The sequence below is a fragment of the Micrococcus sp. KRD026 genome (assembly GCF_017168445.1).
Lineage (GTDB): Bacteria > Actinomycetota > Actinomycetes > Actinomycetales > Micrococcaceae > Micrococcus > Micrococcus luteus.
The window spans coordinates 143,085-160,897 of record NZ_JABFBA010000023.1 but is presented as its reverse complement, the minus strand read 5'-3'; the positions used below and the strand labels follow the sequence as shown (position 1 = coordinate 160,897).

Below are 17,813 nucleotides of genomic sequence, written 5' to 3'. Positions count from 1 at the left end.
GGGCGGGGGCGGGCCATGCGCCCCACCCTAGGTCCGAAGCGTGGACCCCGGGCGCAGACCCGGCACGGGCTTCTAGGATGGGCGGCATGACTCTGCCCTTCGCCGACTCCGCGCAGTCCACTCTCGGAATCGAGTGGGAGCTCGCGCTCGTGGACGCCGTGTCCGGCGAGCTGCGCTCCGAGGCCCCGGACCTGCTGCGCGCCCTGCATGTGACCGAGGGCCTCGCCGAGGACGACGTGAACCCGCACATGACCAGCGAGCTCCTGCAGAACACGGTGGAGCTCGTCACGGGTGTGCACGAGCGCGTCGACGCCGCGACGGCGGACCTCGGCCGGATCGCCGCGCGCGTGGCCGACGCCGCGGCTGCGCGGGGCATCTCCCTGTTCTGCCAGGGCACGCACCCGTTCGCGGACGCGATCGCGCAGCCCTCGACGCCCAGTGAGCGCTACGACCGCATGCTGGATCTCACCCAGTACTGGGGTCGGCAGCTGCTGATCTTCGGCGTGCACGTGCACGTGGGCCTGGACGACGTCTCCAAGGCCATGCCGGTGGTGAACGGCCTGGTCAACCGAGTGCCGCACCTGCTCGCACTCTCGGCCTCCTCCCCCTTCTGGGCGGGCACGGACACGGGCTACCAGTCCCAGCGCACCCTCCTGTTCCAGCAGCTGCCCACGGCCGGCCTGCCGTTCCAGTTCCAGGAGTGGGAGGACTTCGAGCGCTGCGTGGCCCAGATGGAGCAGGTGGGCATGATCGCGGACGTCACCGAGTGCCGCTGGGACGTGCGGGCCGTGCCCCGCCTGGGCACGGTGGAGATGCGCGCGTGCGACGGCCTGGCCACGCTCGAGGAGATCGCCGCCGTGACCGCCTACACGCAGTGCCTCGTGGATGACCTGTCCGCGAGCCTGGAGCGCGGCGAGACGGTCGAGGTCCTGCCGCCGTGGCACGTGCAGGAGAACAAGTGGCGCGCCGCCCGGTACGGCATGGACGCCACCGTGATCGTGGACGCCCTCGGCACCCAGGTCCCGCTGGCGGAGCACCTGCCGGCGGAGATCGAGCGGCTGGCCCCGGTTGCCGAGCGGCTGGGCTGCGCGGCGGAGCTCGCCGGCGTCCAGGCGATGATCGACGACGGCGGCGCCACGGCCCGGCAGCGCCGTGTGGAGGCGCAGGCCCTGGCCGGCCCGCCGGCCGCGGGTGAGGACGCGGATGACGCGGTGGCCCCGCTGCGCGCCGTGGTGCTCGACGCGGCGGCGCGGACTCGTGATTCGTTGCAAGGGACATCACTCTGAACGGCAGCCTCTGCTCATCACAGGGCCGGACCACACTATGCTTCCAGGCAGCACGCACCCGCTAATGGTTTAACCCATCTGGGGCTCTTCGCCGTTGAGCGTGGAGTGAGGGCGACGCGCTGAAATGCTGGGGTCCGCCGGGTAGGGGTCGAGGCCCTAGAGGATACGAGGACTTCTACCTCTTCTGATCGCAAGGACTTCGACGTGAATGAGCCCACTTCGTGCTGCCCTGACAGCGGCGACTGCGACCGATGCGACCTACTGGTCGGGTTGCCGGGGCTGAGCGTGGCCTCGGTCGCGAGTGAGGGTGGAGACGCCTTGACGATCACGGTGGAGTCGCCGCCGACAGTGATGGGCTGCCGAGAATGCGGGGCATCGCTCATGCCCATGGCCGGGTCGCTGTGCGCCTGGTCGACGCGCCGGCGTTCGGCCGGCCGGTGCGGATCGTATGGCGCAAGCGCCGCTGGCTGTGCCCGGAAACCGGCTATCCTGTCGGGTCGTTCGTCGAGTAAGACGAGAACATCGCGGCACCTCGCTCGAAGCTCACGGCACGGGCGGCTCGGTGGGCGATCGAGCAGATCGGTCGCCAGCACGCGTCCGTGAACGGTGTCCGACGTCAGCTTGGCTGCGGCTGGCGCACGGTGTGGGACACGATTAAGCCGCTCCTGCAGGCTGCGGCCCAGGACCCGGCCCGGTTCGAGGACGTCACCCGACTCGGCGTGGACGAACATATCTGGCACCACGTCTTCAGCAAGCCGATCGAGGACGGCGGGCATGGCCCGAGAGAGCTGACCGGGATGGTCGACCTGTCCCACCACCCCGACAGCACGGGTGAACTGAGGGTCAGGGCGCGACTGCTGGACCTGGTCCCGGGCCGCTCCGGTCAGACCTACTGGACCTGGCTTCAGGATTGCGGCGACGCCTTCCGAGCGCGGGTCGGGGTAGCAACACTGGATCCGTTCCACGGGTACAAGAACGCCATCGATGACCAGCTCCAGGACGCCCGCTCGGTCATGGACGCGTTCCATGTCTTCACGCTCGCCACCGCCGTCGTCGACGATGTCCGCCGCCGCGTCCAGCGGGAGATCCGCGGTTACTGCGGCCGCAAGAGCTATCCCCTCTATCGGATCCGGAACATTCTGCGCTCCGGACGAGAGAACCTCACCGACCGGCAACGCGTCCGACTCCAGGCGGCGTGGGCAGCCGACGAACGGCACATCGAGGTCGAGGTCGCCTGGCTGTGCGCCCGACAGGTCTGCTCCGTCTACCGCCAAGACACACCCGCCACCGGCAGAGCAATCGCCGAGGTAATCCTCGGGGCCTTCGCGACCTGCCCGATCGCAGAGGTCAAGCGCCTCGGCAAGGCCCTGAACCAGTGGCGCAGCGAGATTCCTAGGCTACTTCGACACCGGCGGCGCGAACAACCGCGGCACCGAAGCCATCAACGGACTCATCGAGCTCCACCGCCGCATCGCCCGCGAGTTCCGCAACCGCGATACCCGCCGCCTGCGCATGATCCTCATCGGCGACGGACTCAACCTATGACCCCACAATCAACGGCGAATAGCCCCATATGGCATGAAGCGGGGCGCGGCCGACGATCGGCCCGTGGGACCTCTGGCACCCCGCGTTGACTGCCAGACAAGTACTAGATTGCATAGTTACCAAGCTTACTTCCTGACAGCGGCGGATGCTCCAATTCGAGCTCTACAGGTGGAGCAAATTTGCCAAAGTCTCGCCGCTATCCGTTTCGTCAAGCTCACATCCTTCTAGAAGTGAGAACGCACCCCTGGGCGTTGGTGCGAAGTGGTGACTTAAGACGGTTCGAAGAGTTGCAGCTTACCATTCGACCCGCAGACCGGCTACGACCACCTACGGCAATTCCCCAGGCGGCTGCAGCCGTAATCCACAGCAATCGGTTGTCATTTATATCGCCAGAAAACATAGCATTAATTACAGAAAATACAAAGAGGCTAAATGTGGACAAAACCAGGGAGCTTGACCCCGCCAGGAACCAGAGGCGAAATCCAGACGAAAGAAGGACTAGTAGCACAAACCCGCCAATGATCCACCCGGCCTCCAATATCAACTCTATGGCAAAGTTGTGGGGGTATCGATAGTAATCTGAAATGAAAGGAAGATCCGTAAACCCACCCCATCCGAGGCCAAGGGGGTTGTGACGCGCGGCCAGCAACCCCTGCTCCCAGAGAAACTGACGCGCCTGAGTGGACGTGTCACGCTCGCCCGACAACCAGGCGACCGATCGAGACTCCAAATCAACAGCGTCGGACTGGATTAGACGCCACAATGCCATCACAGAAAGGAGTGAACCTGAAAAGATAAAGGCCGAACGTAACCTGTTGCTTCGACCTGCGACTAACAATACCACGAGGACCATCGCCACACCGAGAGCCAAAAGGGGGGCGCGACTTCCCGTCTGAAGCATTCGAGCGCCAAGAAATACAACTGCGGCGATGGATAGAATCCTAACGAGCCACTTGAGCTTGCCCTTCCACGTCAGACCCAGAACCCAGAGGACGATTGCCCCAGACCCAATCATTCTAGCCGTCCCGATAGTGTTGGCCCCTTCGAGAATTGTGCGATCCTCGATGCCGCCTTCAAATGTAACTGTTGACGACCCCGCTAGCAGCGCGATGCCGACGAGAGTGGCTACAAATCCGAGTCTACCAGCACGTTCCACAAATAGTGGCAGAACCCCCAATAGCTAAACTGGCATTACGACGAGTAGCGCGATTAATTTGGAATGCGCATACACGGATCCACCCGACCATGCGGCCGGGATAAGCAAAAGAATCCAGACAAAAATGGGGACAACCGACGATGCCGGGAAGCGAACTCCCGTCAACGCAAGGATGGCACTCGAGGCCACGGCCACCGCAAGAGATGCTGCGAGAAAATTAACGGGGAACCAGGAGAACCACGGACTGGCTGCGAGCTGCCCACCGTAGACCACGGCGGCCAACGCGCTTCCGCCCGCAAATCCAACGAATCGGCGCGAGCGCATGAAAGGCCGCGTCATTTGGATTGCAGGGAGATATAATCCCCCCGTTCGGCGGACGCGATGAGGGCCTCGGCCACGCGCAGTGTGGCCAGACCCTCCGCCATGGACACGTGCTCCTGCCGGACTCCGAGGATCGCGTCGCGGAATGCCTCGTGCTCGGTGTGCAGCGGCTCGGGCTTCTCGATCGCCAGACGGGTGACGTCCCCCTCGGAGACGCCACGGAACGCGGACACCGCGTCCCAGCGGGTGCGGACCGATCCGTTGGCCTGGAAGGTCAGGTCCGCGTGCACGGTGTCCGCCACGAACGCGCCGAGCTCGCCGGTGACGACGGTCTGGCGGATCTTCACCGGCGAGAGCCAGTTCACCACGTGGCTCGTGATGGCCCCGCACTCGAGGCGGCCGTTGGCGACCACCATGTCCTCGTGCTCACGGCCGGAGTTGGTCATGGTCTCCGCGGCCACGCGCGTGAACGGGCTGTCCGCCAGCCACGCGGTCAGGTCGATGTCGTGCGTGCCGAGGTCCTTGACGACCCCGACGTCGGCGATGCGGGCGGGGAAGCCGCCCTGGCGCACGGTCGTGATCTGCAGGACCCGGCCCAGCTCGCCGGCCTGGATCCGGCGGCGCATCTCCTGGAGGGCGGGGTTGAACCGCTCGATGTGGCCCACGGCGCCGACGAGGCCGGCCTCGTCGAAGGCGCGGACCAGGCGGGTGCCGGCCTCGGTGCTGTGCGCGATGGGCTTCTCGACCATCACGTGCACGCCGGCCTCGGCCAGGGCCAGGCCGACCTCTTCGTGCAGGCCGGTCGGGACCGCGCACATGACGGCGTCCACGCCGTGGTCGATCAGGCCCTGCACGGAGTCGTACAGAGGCAGATCCCCGGCCACGCCGTGCGGATCACCCATCGCGTCGGCGACGGCGACCAGCTCGGTGCCCTCGATCCCGCGCATGACGCGCGCGTGGTGGCGTCCCATCATGCCCAGGCCGATCAGTCCAGTGCGCAGCACGCTCATGCGCCGGCCTCCGCCACCACGGTGTTGACGGCCTCGACGACGCGCGTGACGTCCGCGTCCGTCAGGGACGGGTGGACCGGGATGGAGAACACGGTGGACGCGGCCACGCGGGTGTTCGGCAGGTCCGCCTCGACGCCGAAGGAGGGCAGCTCATTGGTGGGCACCGGGTAGTAGACACCCGTGCCGACCCCGAACTCGTCCTTCAGGCGGGCGAGCATGTCCGCCCGCGTCCCGGCCAGCTCCTCGGGTAGGCGGACCGTGTACTGGTGGTACACGTGCTCGGCGCCCTCGAGCACCGTCGGCACGGTGACCCCGCGCAGCTCGGCGTCGAAGCGGGCGGCGATCTCCTGCCGGCGCCGGGTCCATGCGCCGACCTTGGTCAGCTGCACCCGGCCGATGGCCGCGTGGATGTCCGTCATGCGGTTGTTGAAGCCCACGAGCTCATTGCGGTACTGGACCTCCATGCCCTGGTTGCGCAGCAGGCGCAGGCGACGAGCGACGTCATCCTCCCCCACGGAGACCATGCCGCCCTCGCCCGAGGTCATGTTCTTGGTCGGGTAGAGGCTGAACATGCCCCACGCCCCGAAGGTGCCCACGGGGCGCCCCTTCCAGCGGGCGCCGTGCGCCTGCGCCGCATCCTCGAACAGCTGGAGACCGTGCTCGCGGCAGATCACCTCGAGCTCGTCCATGCGGGCCGGGTGGCCGTACAGGTGCACCGGCATGACGGCGGCGGTCCGCTCCGTCACCTTGGCGCGCACGTCCTGGGGGTCGAGGGTGTATGTCTGGAGGTCCACGTCCGCGAAGACCGGGGTCGCACCCGTCAGGGCGACGGCGTTGCCGGTCGCCGCGAAGGTGAAGGCGGGCACGATGACCTCGTCGCCGGGGCCGACGCCCGAGGCGAGCAGGCCGAGGTGCTGGCCGGAGGTGCCGGAGTTGACGGCGACGCAGTCCCAGCCCTCCACGAGGACCTCGCCGAACTCCTCCTCGAAGGCCTTGACCTCCGGTCCCTGGGCGACCATGCCCGAGCGGAGCACGCGGTCGACGGCGGCGCGCTCCTCGTCTCCGATGATGGGCTTGGCGGGCGGGATGAACTCAGCCACGGGTCTCCTCCTGGTCCTCGGCCGGGCGCAGCACGCCGTCGGCCTCCACGAACGTCTCGGACGTGTCCGGGCAGACCCAGACCCCGTCCCTCTCCTCGAGCCGGCGGCCGGTGCGGCCCACCCACCCGATCCGACGCGCGGGCACCCCGGCCACGAGGCCGAAGTCCGGCACGTCACGGGTCACCACGGACCCGGCTGCCACGAGCGCCCACGCGCCGATGCGCACGGGGGCCACGCACACGGAGCGGGCGCCGATCGCGGCCCCGTCCCCGATGTCCACGCCCACGGCGTCCCAGTCCGAGGCGGACTTCTGGGACAGGTCCGGGTTCACGGCGCGGGGGTAGGTGTCGTTGGTGAGCACCACGGCGGGGCCGATGAACACGCCCCGGCCCAGCGTGGCCGGCTCGTACACGAGCGCGAGGTTCTGGACCTTGCAGTCGTCGCCGAGCTCCACCCCGGTGCCGATGTAGGCCGCGCGACCGACGATGCAGCGTTCGCCGAGGCGGGCCTGCTCACGGACCTGCGCGAGGTGCCAGACCTTGGTGCCGGCGCCGAGGACGGCGTCCTCGGCCACGTCGGCCGAGGCGGCGGTGAAGACGTTCCCGCTCACCGGGTGGCCTCGGCGTCCTGCGGCAGGCCGATGACCCGACGGGTCACGCCCGCCCAGGCGTCGGCGTCGGTGACGTTGCGGCCGTCCACGAAGGTGCGCACGCCCGGCAGGTCGGCCGGGGTGAGGGCGCGGTACTCGGCGTGGTCCGTCTGCAGGATGGCGGCGTCGACCTCGGCGCCCGCGGTGTGCGGGGTGAAGCCCAGCGCGGTGAGCTCCTCGTCCGTGTACATCGGGTCGTCCACGGTGACCTCGGCGCCGCGGGTGCGCAGGGCGCCCACGGTGGCGAACACACCGGAGAACGCGGTCTCCTTCACGCCGCCGCGGTAGGCGGCGCCCAGCACGACGACGCGCTGACCGGCGAGGTCGCCGTGGGCCTGGGCGAGCAGGTCCACGGCGAAGTCCGGCATCGAGGCGTTCACGGCGCGCGCGGTGCGGACGATGTCCGCGGCCGGGTCGTTCCACAGGTACAGGCGCGGGTAGACCGGGATGCAGTGGCCGCCCACCGCGATGCCCGGGCGGTGGATGTGGCTGTACGGCTGCGAGTTGGAGGCCTCGATCACCTGGTAGATGTCGATCCCGGCCGAGCCGGCGTAGCGGGCGAACTCGTTCGCCAGGCCGATGTTGACGTCGCGGTAGGTGGTCTCCGCGAGCTTGGCCATCTCGGAGGCCTCCGCGGAGCCGAGGTCCCACACGCCGTTGGGACGGGACAGGTCAGGCCGCTCGTCGAAGTCCAGCACGGCCTCGTAGAACTCGCGGGCGCGCTCGGCGCCGGCCGGGGTCAGGCCGCCGATCAGCTTGGGGTAGCGGCGCAGGTCCTCGAACACGCGGCCCGTGAGCACGCGCTCCGGGGAGAACACCAGATGGAAGTCCTCGCCCTCGGTCAGGCCGGAGCCCTCCTCCAGCATCGGCTTCCAGCGGGTGCGGGTGGTGCCCACGGGCAGGGTGGTCTCGTAGGACACGAGCGTGCCCGGGGTCAGGTGCTTCGCCAGCTCGGCGGTGGCCCCGTCCATCCAGCCGAAGTCGGGGCGCGCCTCCTCGTCCACGAACAGCGGCACCACGAGGACCACGGCGTCCGCGCCGGGGATCGCGTCCCCGTACTCGGTGGTGGCGCGCAGCCGGCCGTCGGAGACGGCCTCGGAGAGCTTCTCCTGCAGGTGGGCCTCGCCGGGGAACGGCTCGGTGCCCGCGTTGACCAGGTCCACGACGGCGGCGTTGACGTCCACGCCCACCACCTCGTGTCCCTTGCTGGCGAACTGCACTGCGAGCGGCAGGCCGATCTTGCCGAGGGCGACGACGGCGATCTTCAAGGGTGTGGGTTGAGTCACGGTATTTCTCTTTCCAATGGGCAGATGCGCGGAGACCACCTTAGGCAGATCCCGCCGGGCTCAGCGAGAGGTCATGGGCGCGGGCGCTCTGTAGCACCAGCGCCAGGTAGGCGAGGTAGCAGACGCCGAGCACCGAGGCGAGGGCGACCACCATGGAAGCGGCATCCGCGAAGATCCAGGGCGCGGCCACCGACAGGGCAACCAGGCTCCCGAAACGGCATGCGTCCCACGCCAGCTGGGTCCGAGGACGGCCGAGAACCACCAGGAGCTGTCCCAGCGGACCCGCGAGGATCTGCGCCCCCACGAAGAATGCCAGGGCGCGGGTGTAGACGCCCACGCCCTCGAACTCGGGGCCGAAGAGCAGCACGAGCCAGGAGCCGGGGACGAGCCACAGCGTCACGGTCACGAGGAGGCCGACGGGCAGCAGGAGCCGCAGCCAGCGCCGGGTCGGCCCGCCGACGGTCCGACCGTTTCGGACCGCCGCACCCACTCCTCCGGTGACCAGCGGGAGGAGGGAGGCCGTGACCAGGCCAACTGGAGTGATCAGAACTCTGAAGACCGCCGAGTAGAGCCCTGCCTCGTGGTCCCCGAAGTGCAGGCGGACAGCGAAGAGGATAAGCCAGAGCGACATCACGTTCATCACTCCCGCCAGTGCCAGACGGAGGCCGGATGCGAGGAGCGCGTGTCGCTCCGCCGACGGGGGACGGCCGACGACGTCGGGGCGCGCCCGCCGCCCCGCACGTTGCACGACGAAGCTGGAGAGATAGCCGACGGCGTAGCCGAGTTCCAGACCGTTCGAAAGGAGCCCTCGAAGTCCGGCCCCGAGCTGCGTGGCTGCGGTGGCCAGGCCCGTGGTGGCCTTGCCGAGGGCGATCCTCCCGTACCGCTGCTCCCGGATGAGGGACTGCGCGGACACGGCCATGGCTCCCAGGCTGAAGGACGCGACCCAGAAGAACAGGATGCCGACGCCGTCGCCCGGCCGGATCAGCGCACCGTAGACGACCGCGGCCATGAAGGAGATGATCAGTGCCGCCCGGTATCCCGTGCGCTCGAGCCAGCGAGCCTCACCCTCCCCCGCGGCCGGCATGAGCAGCTCGAGGCGCAGGGTCAGGAGCGGAGAGAGCACGGCGGTGAGGCCGAGGAAGACGGTGGCGTCGCCCAGAGCGGCCGGGCCGTACAGGCGCGCGACGAGCGGAGTAGTCAGGACCACGGCGCCCTGCCCCACCAGCAGCCCGATCCCGACAAGGCCGGCCCCTCCGAGGGCGGTACGGAGTCGACGCCGCGCGTTCACCGGTCGGCCCCCCGTGGGAGGCGGACTCCTGGCCTACCGCGGACCGGCTTCGAGGACGCCGCGGGCCTCGTCCGGCGCCGTGATGACGAGGGGCCAGACCGCTGCCACCCCGTAGCCGGGGCGGTCAGTAGGAGGACTAGCGCCAAGCCGAGGCCGTGGGAAAGGACCGCCGTGAAGAGCGAGGTGTTGGACAGGGCGATGGTGGGCATGACCATCACCAGCGCGGCGACCCAGCCCGGCAGATGCGTGGAGACGGCGTCCACCGTGCGCGCGTAGAGGGCGAGGAACACCGCCACCCCCACGACGCCGCCCCACCCGAAGTTGGCGAAGCCGTCCGCGAAGAGGTTGGCGTTGGCGGCCATGGACGGCAGACCCGCCATCCAGTCCCCGATCACGTAGGGGATGGAGGTCTCGTAGGGATAGTCAAAGAAGGGGCTCAAGACCGAGTGGCCCAGGAAGGCCAGGGGGTTCTCGGAGAAGAAGGCCACATAGACCGAGGTGAACACGCCCGGGGTCATCAGGAATCGCCGCCCGAACAGCGAGGTCAGACTCGCCTGGTTGTCCGTGGCCGCGTCCACTCCCCAGGCGAGGAGCATGACGGCGCACGCACCGAAGAGGACGAGGATGCCCAGGGGATTCCGTCTCAGGTAGATCACCATGACGATCACGAGGACGAGCGTGGAGAAGATGACGGTCTTGAATCCGGTGCTCGCGTAGAGGGTCCACTGGCCCAGCAGTCCCGCCGCGGCGAGGTGCCACCGGCCAGACCGAATCCCCCGGGCGAAGATCAGCGGATTGACCACGTTCGCCTGGTTGAACACGAGGTAGCCGAGAAGTGCGTTGGAGCCCACCACCGCGGAGTAGTCCTCCCGCAGGTCGTATACGGAGTCCAGGCCCACGGGGGAGACAGACAGCGCCCCCTCGACAGCCAGGATCCCGTACGTCAGGGCGCAGACGAGGAGCAGGATCGCCCGGAAGAGCCACGGGGGGAGGGAGACGTCAAGCCGAGCCGCCGTCGACGGGCGGGTGAGGAGGACGGCCACGGCGTAGGAGAAGCCCAGGACCAGGCAGGTCGTCACCGCTCGGTCCGGGCCGAGGTAGGACGTGTATCCCGCCATCAGCAGGGACGGGGCCACCGTGAGGACGAACAGCACCCACAGGATGAGCGCGGAGGGCCGCCGCATGGAAGCCGGCAGCAGCATCGCGACCAGCCACACCACGACGAGCGAGAGGACCGTGTAGCCCGGCGTCGGCGCCTTGTACCGATACCCCAGGTAGGAGAAAAACGGACTAATCTGCGTGGAGTAGAGATGATGCAGGAGCCAGGCGTAGGCCAGAACCAGGGCCAGCGCCAGGAACGGACGCAGGAGCGCTCGTCCCGTCGGCCCCACCGACCGGGTGTCGACCCCGGCCCGGCGGAGACTCTGCAGGGTCCCGGCGCTCACAGCGCCTCGTAGGCCGCGACGAGGACCCGGCTCTCGGCCTCCCAGTTCACCTCCGTGCGGTACGCATGCAGGGCGTTCGCGGAGTGACGCTCCAGGAATTCCGGATCCTCGGCGTACCGGCGGACCGCGGACGCGATCTGCTCGGGGTCGCCCGCGTCCACCAGGATGCCGCAGTCGTACCGCTCCAGGATGGAGCGCCACAGCGGGAAGTCGGAGGCGATCACCGGTGTCCCGGCGGCCATGTACTCGAACATCTTGGTGGGCAGCGCGAGCCGGTGGTTCGGGGTGTCGCGGAGGACGACCAGCCCGACGCGGGCCTCGGCCACTAGGCGGCGGGCGTCCAGGGGTGCGACGAGGCCGTGGTGCTCGACGCGCGACCACCCTCGCTCCGCCTTTAGCCCATCCACCAGGAAGCCGGCGCCGGGGCCCGCCATCGACAGCGTCCAACCCTCGGGCCAGGCCTCGGAGCCGGCGGCCGCGACGAGGTCGCCGGTCCCCCGCGCCTCGGAGAGCCCGCCCACGTACACGGCGGTGAGGGGCCGCCGGGACACCGGGACGATGGCCCGCTCCTGGGGGACAGCCTGCGGGAAGTTGCGGACCACGACGGTGTGCGAGGGGTCGAAGCGCTCGGCCACCGTCTCCGTCGCGGCCACGACCAGGTCTGCCCGGTCCGCCACCCGCAGGAGGGCTGAGGAGACTGCGGCGAGCCCCGTGCGCACCACCGGATGGATGTAGGGCTTGTGCATGACCTGGGAAGGGAGGTCCTCGTGGGCGTCGTAGACCACCGTGCGGCCCAACGCCTGGAGGACGGGCACGGTCCAGATCAGCTCGGGATCGTGGAGGTGCACCACCTGGGCCCGTGAACGCACCGCGGCGCGCAGGGCACTGACGGCGCCCAGGGTCATCCGTCCCAGACGCCCTCGAGGGGCGGTCCGAACCACGCGGACCCCGGTCTCCACCGCCGAGAGGTCGTTGTCCACCGCGACCAGGCCGACGTCCATCCCGGCCTTGGCCAGAGCAGACGCCTCCCGGAGGTGGATCCGGTTGTCGGTCCACGGGTGGGCGGAGGACAGGTGCAGGATGCGCCCCTCCACCGTGCGGGGTCGTGCCTGCCGGTCAGCGCCCATGGTGTGCTTCCGAGACTTCATCGAGCATCCTTTCGAAGCGCGTGGCCGAGGCCTTGTAGGTGTAGTTTTCGAGGACGTGCGCCGCACCGTTCTCAGCCCAGCGACGACGCTGGTCCTCGTCGGCCGCCATCATGGCCTCCATGGCCCCGCGGATCGCCTCGGCGTCGTCGCCGGGCACGGTGAGGCCCGCGTCAGCGTCCCGGACGATGTTGTTCTTCGCGCTGGCCGCGAAGATCACGGGTTTCCGGGCGAGCAGGTAGTCGAACATCTTGTTGAGTGCGACGCCGTAGCGGTAGAGGTCGAGGTTCCTCATGTTCGCCACGAGGGCGTCCGCACGCTGGGCGTAGGCCACGACCTCGTCCCGGGGTATCCGCCCGGTGAACACGACCCGCCCGTCCATCCCCAGGCCCTCGGCGAGGTCCTTGAGCGCCTCGGCGAGAGGGCCGCTGCCCACGATCTCGAGGGTGGCGGCACCGGGCCCGTGGGCCTGCGCGAGTTCGGCGAACGCGTGGATGATCGTGTCCACGGCGTTCGCGTGGCCGAGTGAGCCGAAGTACATGAACCGGAACGGCTCGCCGGCCTCCCGGGGCGCGGCCCCGGCGGACGGGGTCGCACCCTCGGGCACGGCGATCCCGTTGGGGATCCAGTGGAACGGCTTGGACCCGAACCCCCGGTCACGGAGGTAGTCGTCGATGTGGGGCAGGGGGGACATCACGGCGTCGGCGGAGCGGATGAGCACCGTCTCCGTCGCGCCCAGCGCCCGCGCTACGATGCCGCCCTCGCGCACCTTCCCCAGCTCCACCAGGGTCGCCGGCCAGATGTCGCTGATCTCCAGTACATAAGGGACGCCCAGCGCCTTGGCCATGAGCCAGCTGGTGACCGCGGCCGCGGGGTTCACGACGCGGCCCGTCACCACGTCGGGACGCGGGACGGCGCGCAGGACCCGGGGGTCGAGGAGCCGGAGGCTGAACACGGCCATGTTGCGGATCCGGGCCAGCCCGTTCCCCTCGTACTCGGGCACACGGAGCCAGAAGGACCTCGCACCGCGCGAGTAGACCTCTTCCACAGGGCGGTCGCCCTTCATAGCGGAGCGACCCCCGGGGTGGGAGGTGCCCGCCGCCACGACGTGGACGTCCCAGGTCGAGTGCTGGAGCTCCCGTGCCATCTCGAGGTGGAGTCCGGACCACCCGTCCTTCTCGGGGAAGGGCGCGTAGTGGTTGATGATGCTGACGGACCTGCGGGCGCGGGGGCTCCGTACGCGGGGGCGGGGGAATCTCATCGAGCAGGCACTCCCTTCACAATCGCCCGGTCCGCCACGTCGCGGGTGACGCAGGCCATGGCTCCCACGGTGCTCCGGGCTCCCACCACGAGGCCCTGGAGCACGGTGGCACCGGCGCCGATCAGGGTGCAGGTCCGCACGAGGACCTCCCCCGAGATGACGGCGGCCGGGTTGACGGACACGCAGTCCTCGAGCCGCGCGTCGTGGCCGATCGTGGAGTGGGGGTTCAGGTGGACGTGGTCGCCCAGCGTGACATTGGTGGACACATGCACGCCGCCGCAGACGACGACCCCGTCTCCCATCGTCAGGCGGCTGCCGACGACGGCCTCGGGGTGCACCACGGCGGGGAAGGTCCAGCCCGCCGCGGCGGCGCGGGCGCTCACCCGTTGCCGCGCCACGGGGTCGCCGATCGCTACGATCAGTCCCGCGCCCGGCTCCGGCGGGTTGGGCGGAAGGGCGCCCAGGTAGGCGAGACCCCGTTCCTCCAGCCGCCGCAGTTTCTGCTCGGAGATGGCGTCGTCATAGACGCCGGCCAGCGTCCATCCGGCCGTCGTCCCCGCTCGCAGCGCCGCCTCGACAACGTCGGCCGCCTCCCTGCCGAAGCCTCCGGCCCCGAGGATGTGGAGCGGGCGGTTCATGAGCGGGCCTCCTGGTCTCGGACGGTGCTCCCCAGGAAGGGGGCGACGGTGGCGTGGCCCTCGGCGGAGATCCCCTCACGGACGAGGACGGAGCGGGCGGTCCGCAGGAGGATGCGGAGATCGTTGGCGAGGGAGAGGTCGTCCACGTAGCGAACATCGAGGGCGAAGCGGTCCTCCCAGCTCACGGCGTTGCGGCCGGAGACCTGGGCGAGGCCGGTGATCCCGGGGCGCACCTCGTGTCGCCGGGCCTGGGCAGGGGTGTACAGGGGCAGGTATGCCTCCAGGAGTGGCCGCGGACCCACCAACGACATGTCCCCCCGAAGGACGTTCCACAGCGACGGCAGCTCGTCCAGGCTCGTGGCCCGGAGGAACCCGCCCAGGGGGGTCATGCGGTCGGCATCGCTGACGAGCCCCTCGGCCGGCGACGCGTTCCTCATGGTGCGGAACTTGTAGAGGGTGAACACCTCGCCGTTCCGGCCGGGCCGTCGCTGCGTGAACAGCACGGGGAGGCCCAGACGGGCGGCGACAGCGGCGGCGGTCACTGCCATGACCGGGGCCGCGGCGACGAGCCCGACGCCGGCCACGGCCACGTCCATCGCCCGCTTGAGCGGGAGGTATGCCCGGCCCGCGATCACAGGCCCCACGCCTCGGCGAGCACGGTGCGAACACGGTCGAACGCCTCGGGGGTCATGGCCGAGCCGGACGGCAGCGTCAGGCCGGTGGCGAAGAGACGGTCCGCCGCGCCGGTGACGGCGGACGGCCGGTCGGCGAACACGGGCTGGCGGTGCATGGGCTTCCATAGGGGGCGGGACTCGATGTGCGCGGCGTCCAGAAGTCGGCGGAGCTCCTCGGCCGACTGCGGCGCGACGGCCGGGTCCACCACGATCGAGGTGAGCCAGCAGTTGTCCTCCTCGTCGTCGCCGCCGAAGACCTCGACGCCATCCACCTGGGCGACGAGCTCGCGATACCCCTCGCGCCACCGGCGGCGGCGGTCCATCATCTCGTCCAACCGCGACAGCTGCGCCCGGCCGAGCGCGGCCAGGAGGTTGGAGAGTCGATAGTTGTAGCCAATGTCCGTGTGCTCGTAGTGCACCACCGGCTGCCGCGCCTGGGTCGCGAGGTAGCGGACCCGGTTCGCGAACGCCTCGTCGTCGGTCACCAGCATGCCGCCACCGGACGTCGTCAGGATCTTGTTGCCGTTGAAGGAGAAGGCCGACGCCCGTCCGAAGCGGCCGGTGGGCACTCCGTCGTGGGACGCTCCGAGTGACTCCGCCGCGTCGCAGAGCACGGGGACCCCGTAGGCCTCAGCCACCGGGAGGAGCGCGCCGTAGTCGCAGGCCTTCCCCAGCAGGTCCACAGGCACGAGGGCTGCGGCCGGGCGGCCCTCGGCCCTCAGGTCGCCCAAGACCTGCTCGAGGAGCGCGGGATCCATGTTCCCGCTGTCCTCGAGGCAGTCAACGAAATAGGGGGTGGCCCCCGTGTACTCGATGACGTTCGCCGTGGCGGCGAAGGTCATGGAGGAGGTGACGACCACATCCCCCGGGCCGACACCCAGGGTCAGGAGGCCGAGGTGGAGGGCCGCGGTCCCGGAGGACAGCGCAACGGCGTGGCCCACCCCGAGACGGGCTGCCATATCCCCCTCGAACGCGTCCACGTCGGGTCCCAGAGGCGCGATCCAGCCGGAGCGGATGGCTGCGACGACCGCCGCCTCCTCCGCCGGGCCGACGTCGGGCGTGGACATCAGGATGCGGTCTTCACTCATGCTCGGGCACTTCCTTCGACTGCGGGTCCGGGAGAGGGGCATGCTTGGCCGGCAAGACGTCGCCGTCGGCGCCGACCACGTACCCCATGCGCTCCAACCAGGTGCGACGGTCCATGAGCTCCGGGTCGAGGGGCCGCACCCGCGCGTGGGAGATCTTCGGGTGGAAGGGACGGTCATCCGTCTCGCCCTGCCCGATGAGCTCCTCGTGGAGCTTCTCCCCGTGGCGGAGTCCTGTGAACGTGATAGGGACGTCCTTCCCGGACATGGCGATCATCCGCTGGGCGATGTCCAGAATCCGCACCGGCTCCCCCATATCCAGGATCATCACCTCACCTGGCCGGCCGATGGCTCCGGCCTGGATGACCAGATGGCAGGCCTCCGGGATGGTCATGAAGTATCGGGTCACCTCCGGGTGGGTGACGGTCACCGGGCCGCCCTGTTCAATCAGCCGCCGGAACGTGGGCAACATGGATCCGCGGCTGCCGATCACATTGCCGAACCTCACGGAGAGGTAGGGCCGCCCCGTCTCCCGCGCCATCCAGGCCGTGAGCTTCTCAGCCACCCGCTTGGAGTGCCCGAGGGCGGACGTGGGGTTGGCCGCCTTGTCCGTGGAGATGTTGATGAACACATCGACGCCCACCGCCCGGGCCGCCTCAAGCACGTTCAACGTGCCGAGGACGTTGGACTTCCACGCCTCCTCGGGGTACTGCTCCAGCATGGGCAGATGCTTCAGGGCTGCGGCGTGATACACCACCTCCGGGCGGCGGTCCTGGAAGATGCGGTTCAGAGCAGCCACGTCACGGATATCCGCCAAAACCACATCCTCGGTGTCCAGAAGCCCGTGGCCCACGGTCGCCAGCTGGGCGTCCTGCAGGGCGGTCTCATCCCGGTCCACCATGATCAGCTCCGCCGGGGCGTACTTCACGATCTGACGGCACAGCTCCGAGCCGATCGACCCGCCGGCGCCAGTGACGAGCACCCGCTTCCCCACAAGGTACTCGGCCGCCGTGTCCACCTGAGTGTCCACCGGCTCGCGGCCGATCAGGTCCTCGATGGACAGGTTCCGCAGGTCCTCCAGACCCACGGCGGACGTCAGCTGGCGGTCCAGCACCGGCAGCACCCGCACATGGAGGCTCAACGGGGCGGCGGCATCCGCCACCGCGCGGATGAGGCGGTTGTCGGCGGCCGCGATGGCCACGATCAGCTCGGTGGCACCCGTGCGGTCCACTGCCCTGCGCAGATCCTTGAGAGCCCCCACCACGGGGACACCCCGCACCACACGCCGCCGCAGGCCGGGGTCGTCGTCCAGGAACCCGACGGGCCGGTACTCGGACTCCGAGTCGATCTGCATCCGGCGCGCAAGAACCTCGCCCAGCATGCCTGCCCCGTAGATGAGGGTGGGGGCGGCGTCCTCGCCGGGGCCAATCCTCGCCTCCCGCCGCAGGCGATGGATGTAGCGCAGCCCCAGCATGAGGACCAGCGCAATGGGCCCCGCGATGAGCAGTAGGCTCCGCGGGACCTGCCATGCGTCCCCCACCACCAGCAACACGGCAGTGACCAGGGCCGACACGCCGATAACAAGTGCCGTCAGACCGCGGACCTCTTCAAACGTGCCGTAGCCGTACCGTCCGCGGTAGAAGCCCATGAGGTACCCAGCCACCAGTTGCACCACCGCGGTGAGCACGACGACGCTGAGCACGCCCGCCCATCGGACCGGGCCCACGGCGAAGTCAAAACGGAACAGCGTGGCAACGGCCAGCGCCACCGCCCACACCCCGACATCGCACACGAGGGTGATCGCCCAATCGGGGCGTCTCGCTGCCGTCCACGCCTTGGTTGTCATCGCCGTACTCCTTCTCTTTCCGCACCCCTCGACATCACAGAACGGTCACGTTATCCCCGGCGGAGAACAGATTGC

16 protein-coding genes and 1 pseudogene are annotated in these 17,813 nt (G+C 69.3%); 4 read left to right on the top strand and 13 right to left on the bottom strand.

Annotated features, from left to right (window positions below):
* Window positions 1–86: 86 nt before the first annotated feature.
* From J1M40_RS08390 to J1M40_RS08385, 4 genes and pseudogenes are all read left to right on the top strand, one after another.
* A complete protein-coding gene (locus J1M40_RS08390; RefSeq protein WP_206450694.1) occupies window positions 87–1,286 on the top strand; it encodes a glutamate--cysteine ligase in 1,200 nt (399 codons plus the stop codon).
* A gap of 365 nt (window positions 1,287–1,651) precedes the next feature.
* Complete coding sequence (locus J1M40_RS13050; protein WP_356972578.1) at window positions 1,652–1,798, top strand: transposase family protein; 147 nt, start codon at window positions 1,652–1,654, stop codon at window positions 1,796–1,798.
* A 9-nt stretch (window positions 1,799–1,807) separates the two neighbouring features.
* Window positions 1,808–1,885, top strand: a pseudogene (locus J1M40_RS12995) (hypothetical protein); the annotation flags it as partial.
* Entirely contained in the window at window positions 1,886–2,920 is a 1,035-nt protein-coding gene (locus J1M40_RS08385; protein WP_342356895.1) for a transposase, read from the top strand. It begins immediately after the preceding pseudogene.
* 125 nt (window positions 2,921–3,045) lie between these two features.
* Here the strand turns inward: J1M40_RS08385 and J1M40_RS13045 are convergent, their stop codons facing one another.
* The 13 genes from J1M40_RS13045 to J1M40_RS08320 all read right to left on the bottom strand — a co-directional run bounded on the left by J1M40_RS13045 (window position 3,046) and on the right by J1M40_RS08320 (window position 17,738).
* On the bottom strand, window positions 3,046–3,846 hold the full coding sequence (locus J1M40_RS13045) for an O-antigen ligase family protein (protein ID WP_356972599.1): 801 nt from the start codon (window positions 3,844–3,846) through the stop codon (window positions 3,046–3,048).
* A 476-nt stretch (window positions 3,847–4,322) separates the two neighbouring features.
* Window positions 4,323–5,318 (bottom strand): Gfo/Idh/MocA family protein, encoded by a 996-nt coding sequence (locus J1M40_RS08375; RefSeq protein WP_206450692.1) that lies wholly within the window; start codon window positions 5,316–5,318, stop codon window positions 4,323–4,325.
* The gene (locus J1M40_RS08370; RefSeq protein ID WP_206450691.1) at window positions 5,315–6,418 is read right to left on the bottom strand and encodes a DegT/DnrJ/EryC1/StrS family aminotransferase; all 1,104 of its coding nucleotides are present in this window, start codon (window positions 6,416–6,418) and stop codon (window positions 5,315–5,317) included. Before J1M40_RS08370 ends, J1M40_RS08375 begins: the two co-directional genes overlap by 4 nt.
* Complete coding sequence (locus J1M40_RS08365; protein WP_206450690.1) at window positions 6,411–7,028, bottom strand: acyltransferase; 618 nt, start codon at window positions 7,026–7,028, stop codon at window positions 6,411–6,413. Before J1M40_RS08365 ends, J1M40_RS08370 begins: the two co-directional genes overlap by 8 nt.
* Window positions 7,025–8,335, bottom strand: coding sequence for a nucleotide sugar dehydrogenase (locus J1M40_RS08360; protein WP_206450708.1), 1,311 nt, complete (start codon window positions 8,333–8,335; stop codon window positions 7,025–7,027). The genes J1M40_RS08365 and J1M40_RS08360 overlap by 4 nt, the downstream gene beginning before the upstream one ends.
* Window positions 8,336–8,393: 58 nt before the next feature.
* Window positions 8,394–9,563: a lipopolysaccharide biosynthesis protein gene (locus tag J1M40_RS08355; RefSeq protein ID WP_206450689.1), complete on the bottom strand. Its 1,170-nt coding sequence runs from the start codon at window positions 9,561–9,563 to the stop codon at window positions 8,394–8,396.
* 77 nt (window positions 9,564–9,640) lie between these two features.
* Window positions 9,641–11,089, bottom strand: coding sequence for a hypothetical protein (locus J1M40_RS08350; RefSeq protein WP_206450688.1), 1,449 nt, complete (start codon window positions 11,087–11,089; stop codon window positions 9,641–9,643).
* Window positions 11,086–12,237 carry a glycosyltransferase family 4 protein gene (locus tag J1M40_RS08345; protein ID WP_206450687.1) on the bottom strand — a complete coding sequence of 384 codons (1,152 nt, stop codon included), beginning with the start codon at window positions 12,235–12,237 and terminating at the stop codon, window positions 11,086–11,088. The genes J1M40_RS08350 and J1M40_RS08345 overlap by 4 nt, the downstream gene beginning before the upstream one ends.
* On the bottom strand, window positions 12,206–13,495 hold the full coding sequence (locus J1M40_RS08340) for a glycosyltransferase family 4 protein (RefSeq protein ID WP_206450686.1): 1,290 nt from the start codon (window positions 13,493–13,495) through the stop codon (window positions 12,206–12,208). Before J1M40_RS08340 ends, J1M40_RS08345 begins: the two co-directional genes overlap by 32 nt.
* The gene (locus J1M40_RS08335) at window positions 13,492–14,133 is read right to left on the bottom strand and encodes a NeuD/PglB/VioB family sugar acetyltransferase (protein WP_206450685.1); all 642 of its coding nucleotides are present in this window, start codon (window positions 14,131–14,133) and stop codon (window positions 13,492–13,494) included. Before J1M40_RS08335 ends, J1M40_RS08340 begins: the two co-directional genes overlap by 4 nt.
* A complete protein-coding gene (locus tag J1M40_RS08330; protein WP_270618484.1) occupies window positions 14,130–14,768 on the bottom strand; it encodes a sugar transferase in 639 nt (212 codons plus the stop codon). The genes J1M40_RS08335 and J1M40_RS08330 overlap by 4 nt, the downstream gene beginning before the upstream one ends.
* Window positions 14,765–15,895: a DegT/DnrJ/EryC1/StrS aminotransferase family protein gene (locus J1M40_RS08325; protein WP_206450684.1), complete on the bottom strand. Its 1,131-nt coding sequence runs from the start codon at window positions 15,893–15,895 to the stop codon at window positions 14,765–14,767. Before J1M40_RS08325 ends, J1M40_RS08330 begins: the two co-directional genes overlap by 4 nt.
* Complete coding sequence (locus J1M40_RS08320) at window positions 15,888–17,738, bottom strand: nucleoside-diphosphate sugar epimerase/dehydratase (RefSeq protein WP_206450683.1); 1,851 nt, start codon at window positions 17,736–17,738, stop codon at window positions 15,888–15,890. The genes J1M40_RS08325 and J1M40_RS08320 overlap by 8 nt, the downstream gene beginning before the upstream one ends.
* Window positions 17,739–17,813 lie beyond the last annotated feature (75 nt).

What these genes read in the sequence shown, in the direction of transcription:
- J1M40_RS08390 (WP_206450694.1), top strand. Translation starts at nt 87, where the DNA reads ATGACTCTGCCCTTCGCCGACTCCGCGCAGTCCACTCTCGGAATCGAG.
- J1M40_RS13050 (WP_356972578.1), top strand. Translation starts at nt 1,652, where the DNA reads ATGCGGGGCATCGCTCATGCCCATGGCCGGGTCGCTGTGCGCCTGGTC.
- J1M40_RS13045 (WP_356972599.1), bottom strand. Translation starts at nt 3,846, where the DNA reads ATGATTGGGTCTGGGGCAATCGTCCTCTGGGTTCTGGGTCTGACGTGG.
- J1M40_RS08375 (WP_206450692.1), bottom strand. Translation starts at nt 5,318, where the DNA reads ATGAGCGTGCTGCGCACTGGACTGATCGGCCTGGGCATGATGGGACGC.
- J1M40_RS08345 (WP_206450687.1), bottom strand. Translation starts at nt 12,237, where the DNA reads ATGAAGTCTCGGAAGCACACCATGGGCGCTGACCGGCAGGCACGACCC.
- J1M40_RS08340 (WP_206450686.1), bottom strand. Translation starts at nt 13,495, where the DNA reads ATGAGATTCCCCCGCCCCCGCGTACGGAGCCCCCGCGCCCGCAGGTCC.
- J1M40_RS08335 (WP_206450685.1), bottom strand. Translation starts at nt 14,133, where the DNA reads ATGAACCGCCCGCTCCACATCCTCGGGGCCGGAGGCTTCGGCAGGGAG.
- J1M40_RS08325 (WP_206450684.1), bottom strand. Translation starts at nt 15,895, where the DNA reads ATGAGTGAAGACCGCATCCTGATGTCCACGCCCGACGTCGGCCCGGCG.
- J1M40_RS08320 (WP_206450683.1), bottom strand. Translation starts at nt 17,738, where the DNA reads ATGACAACCAAGGCGTGGACGGCAGCGAGACGCCCCGATTGGGCGATC.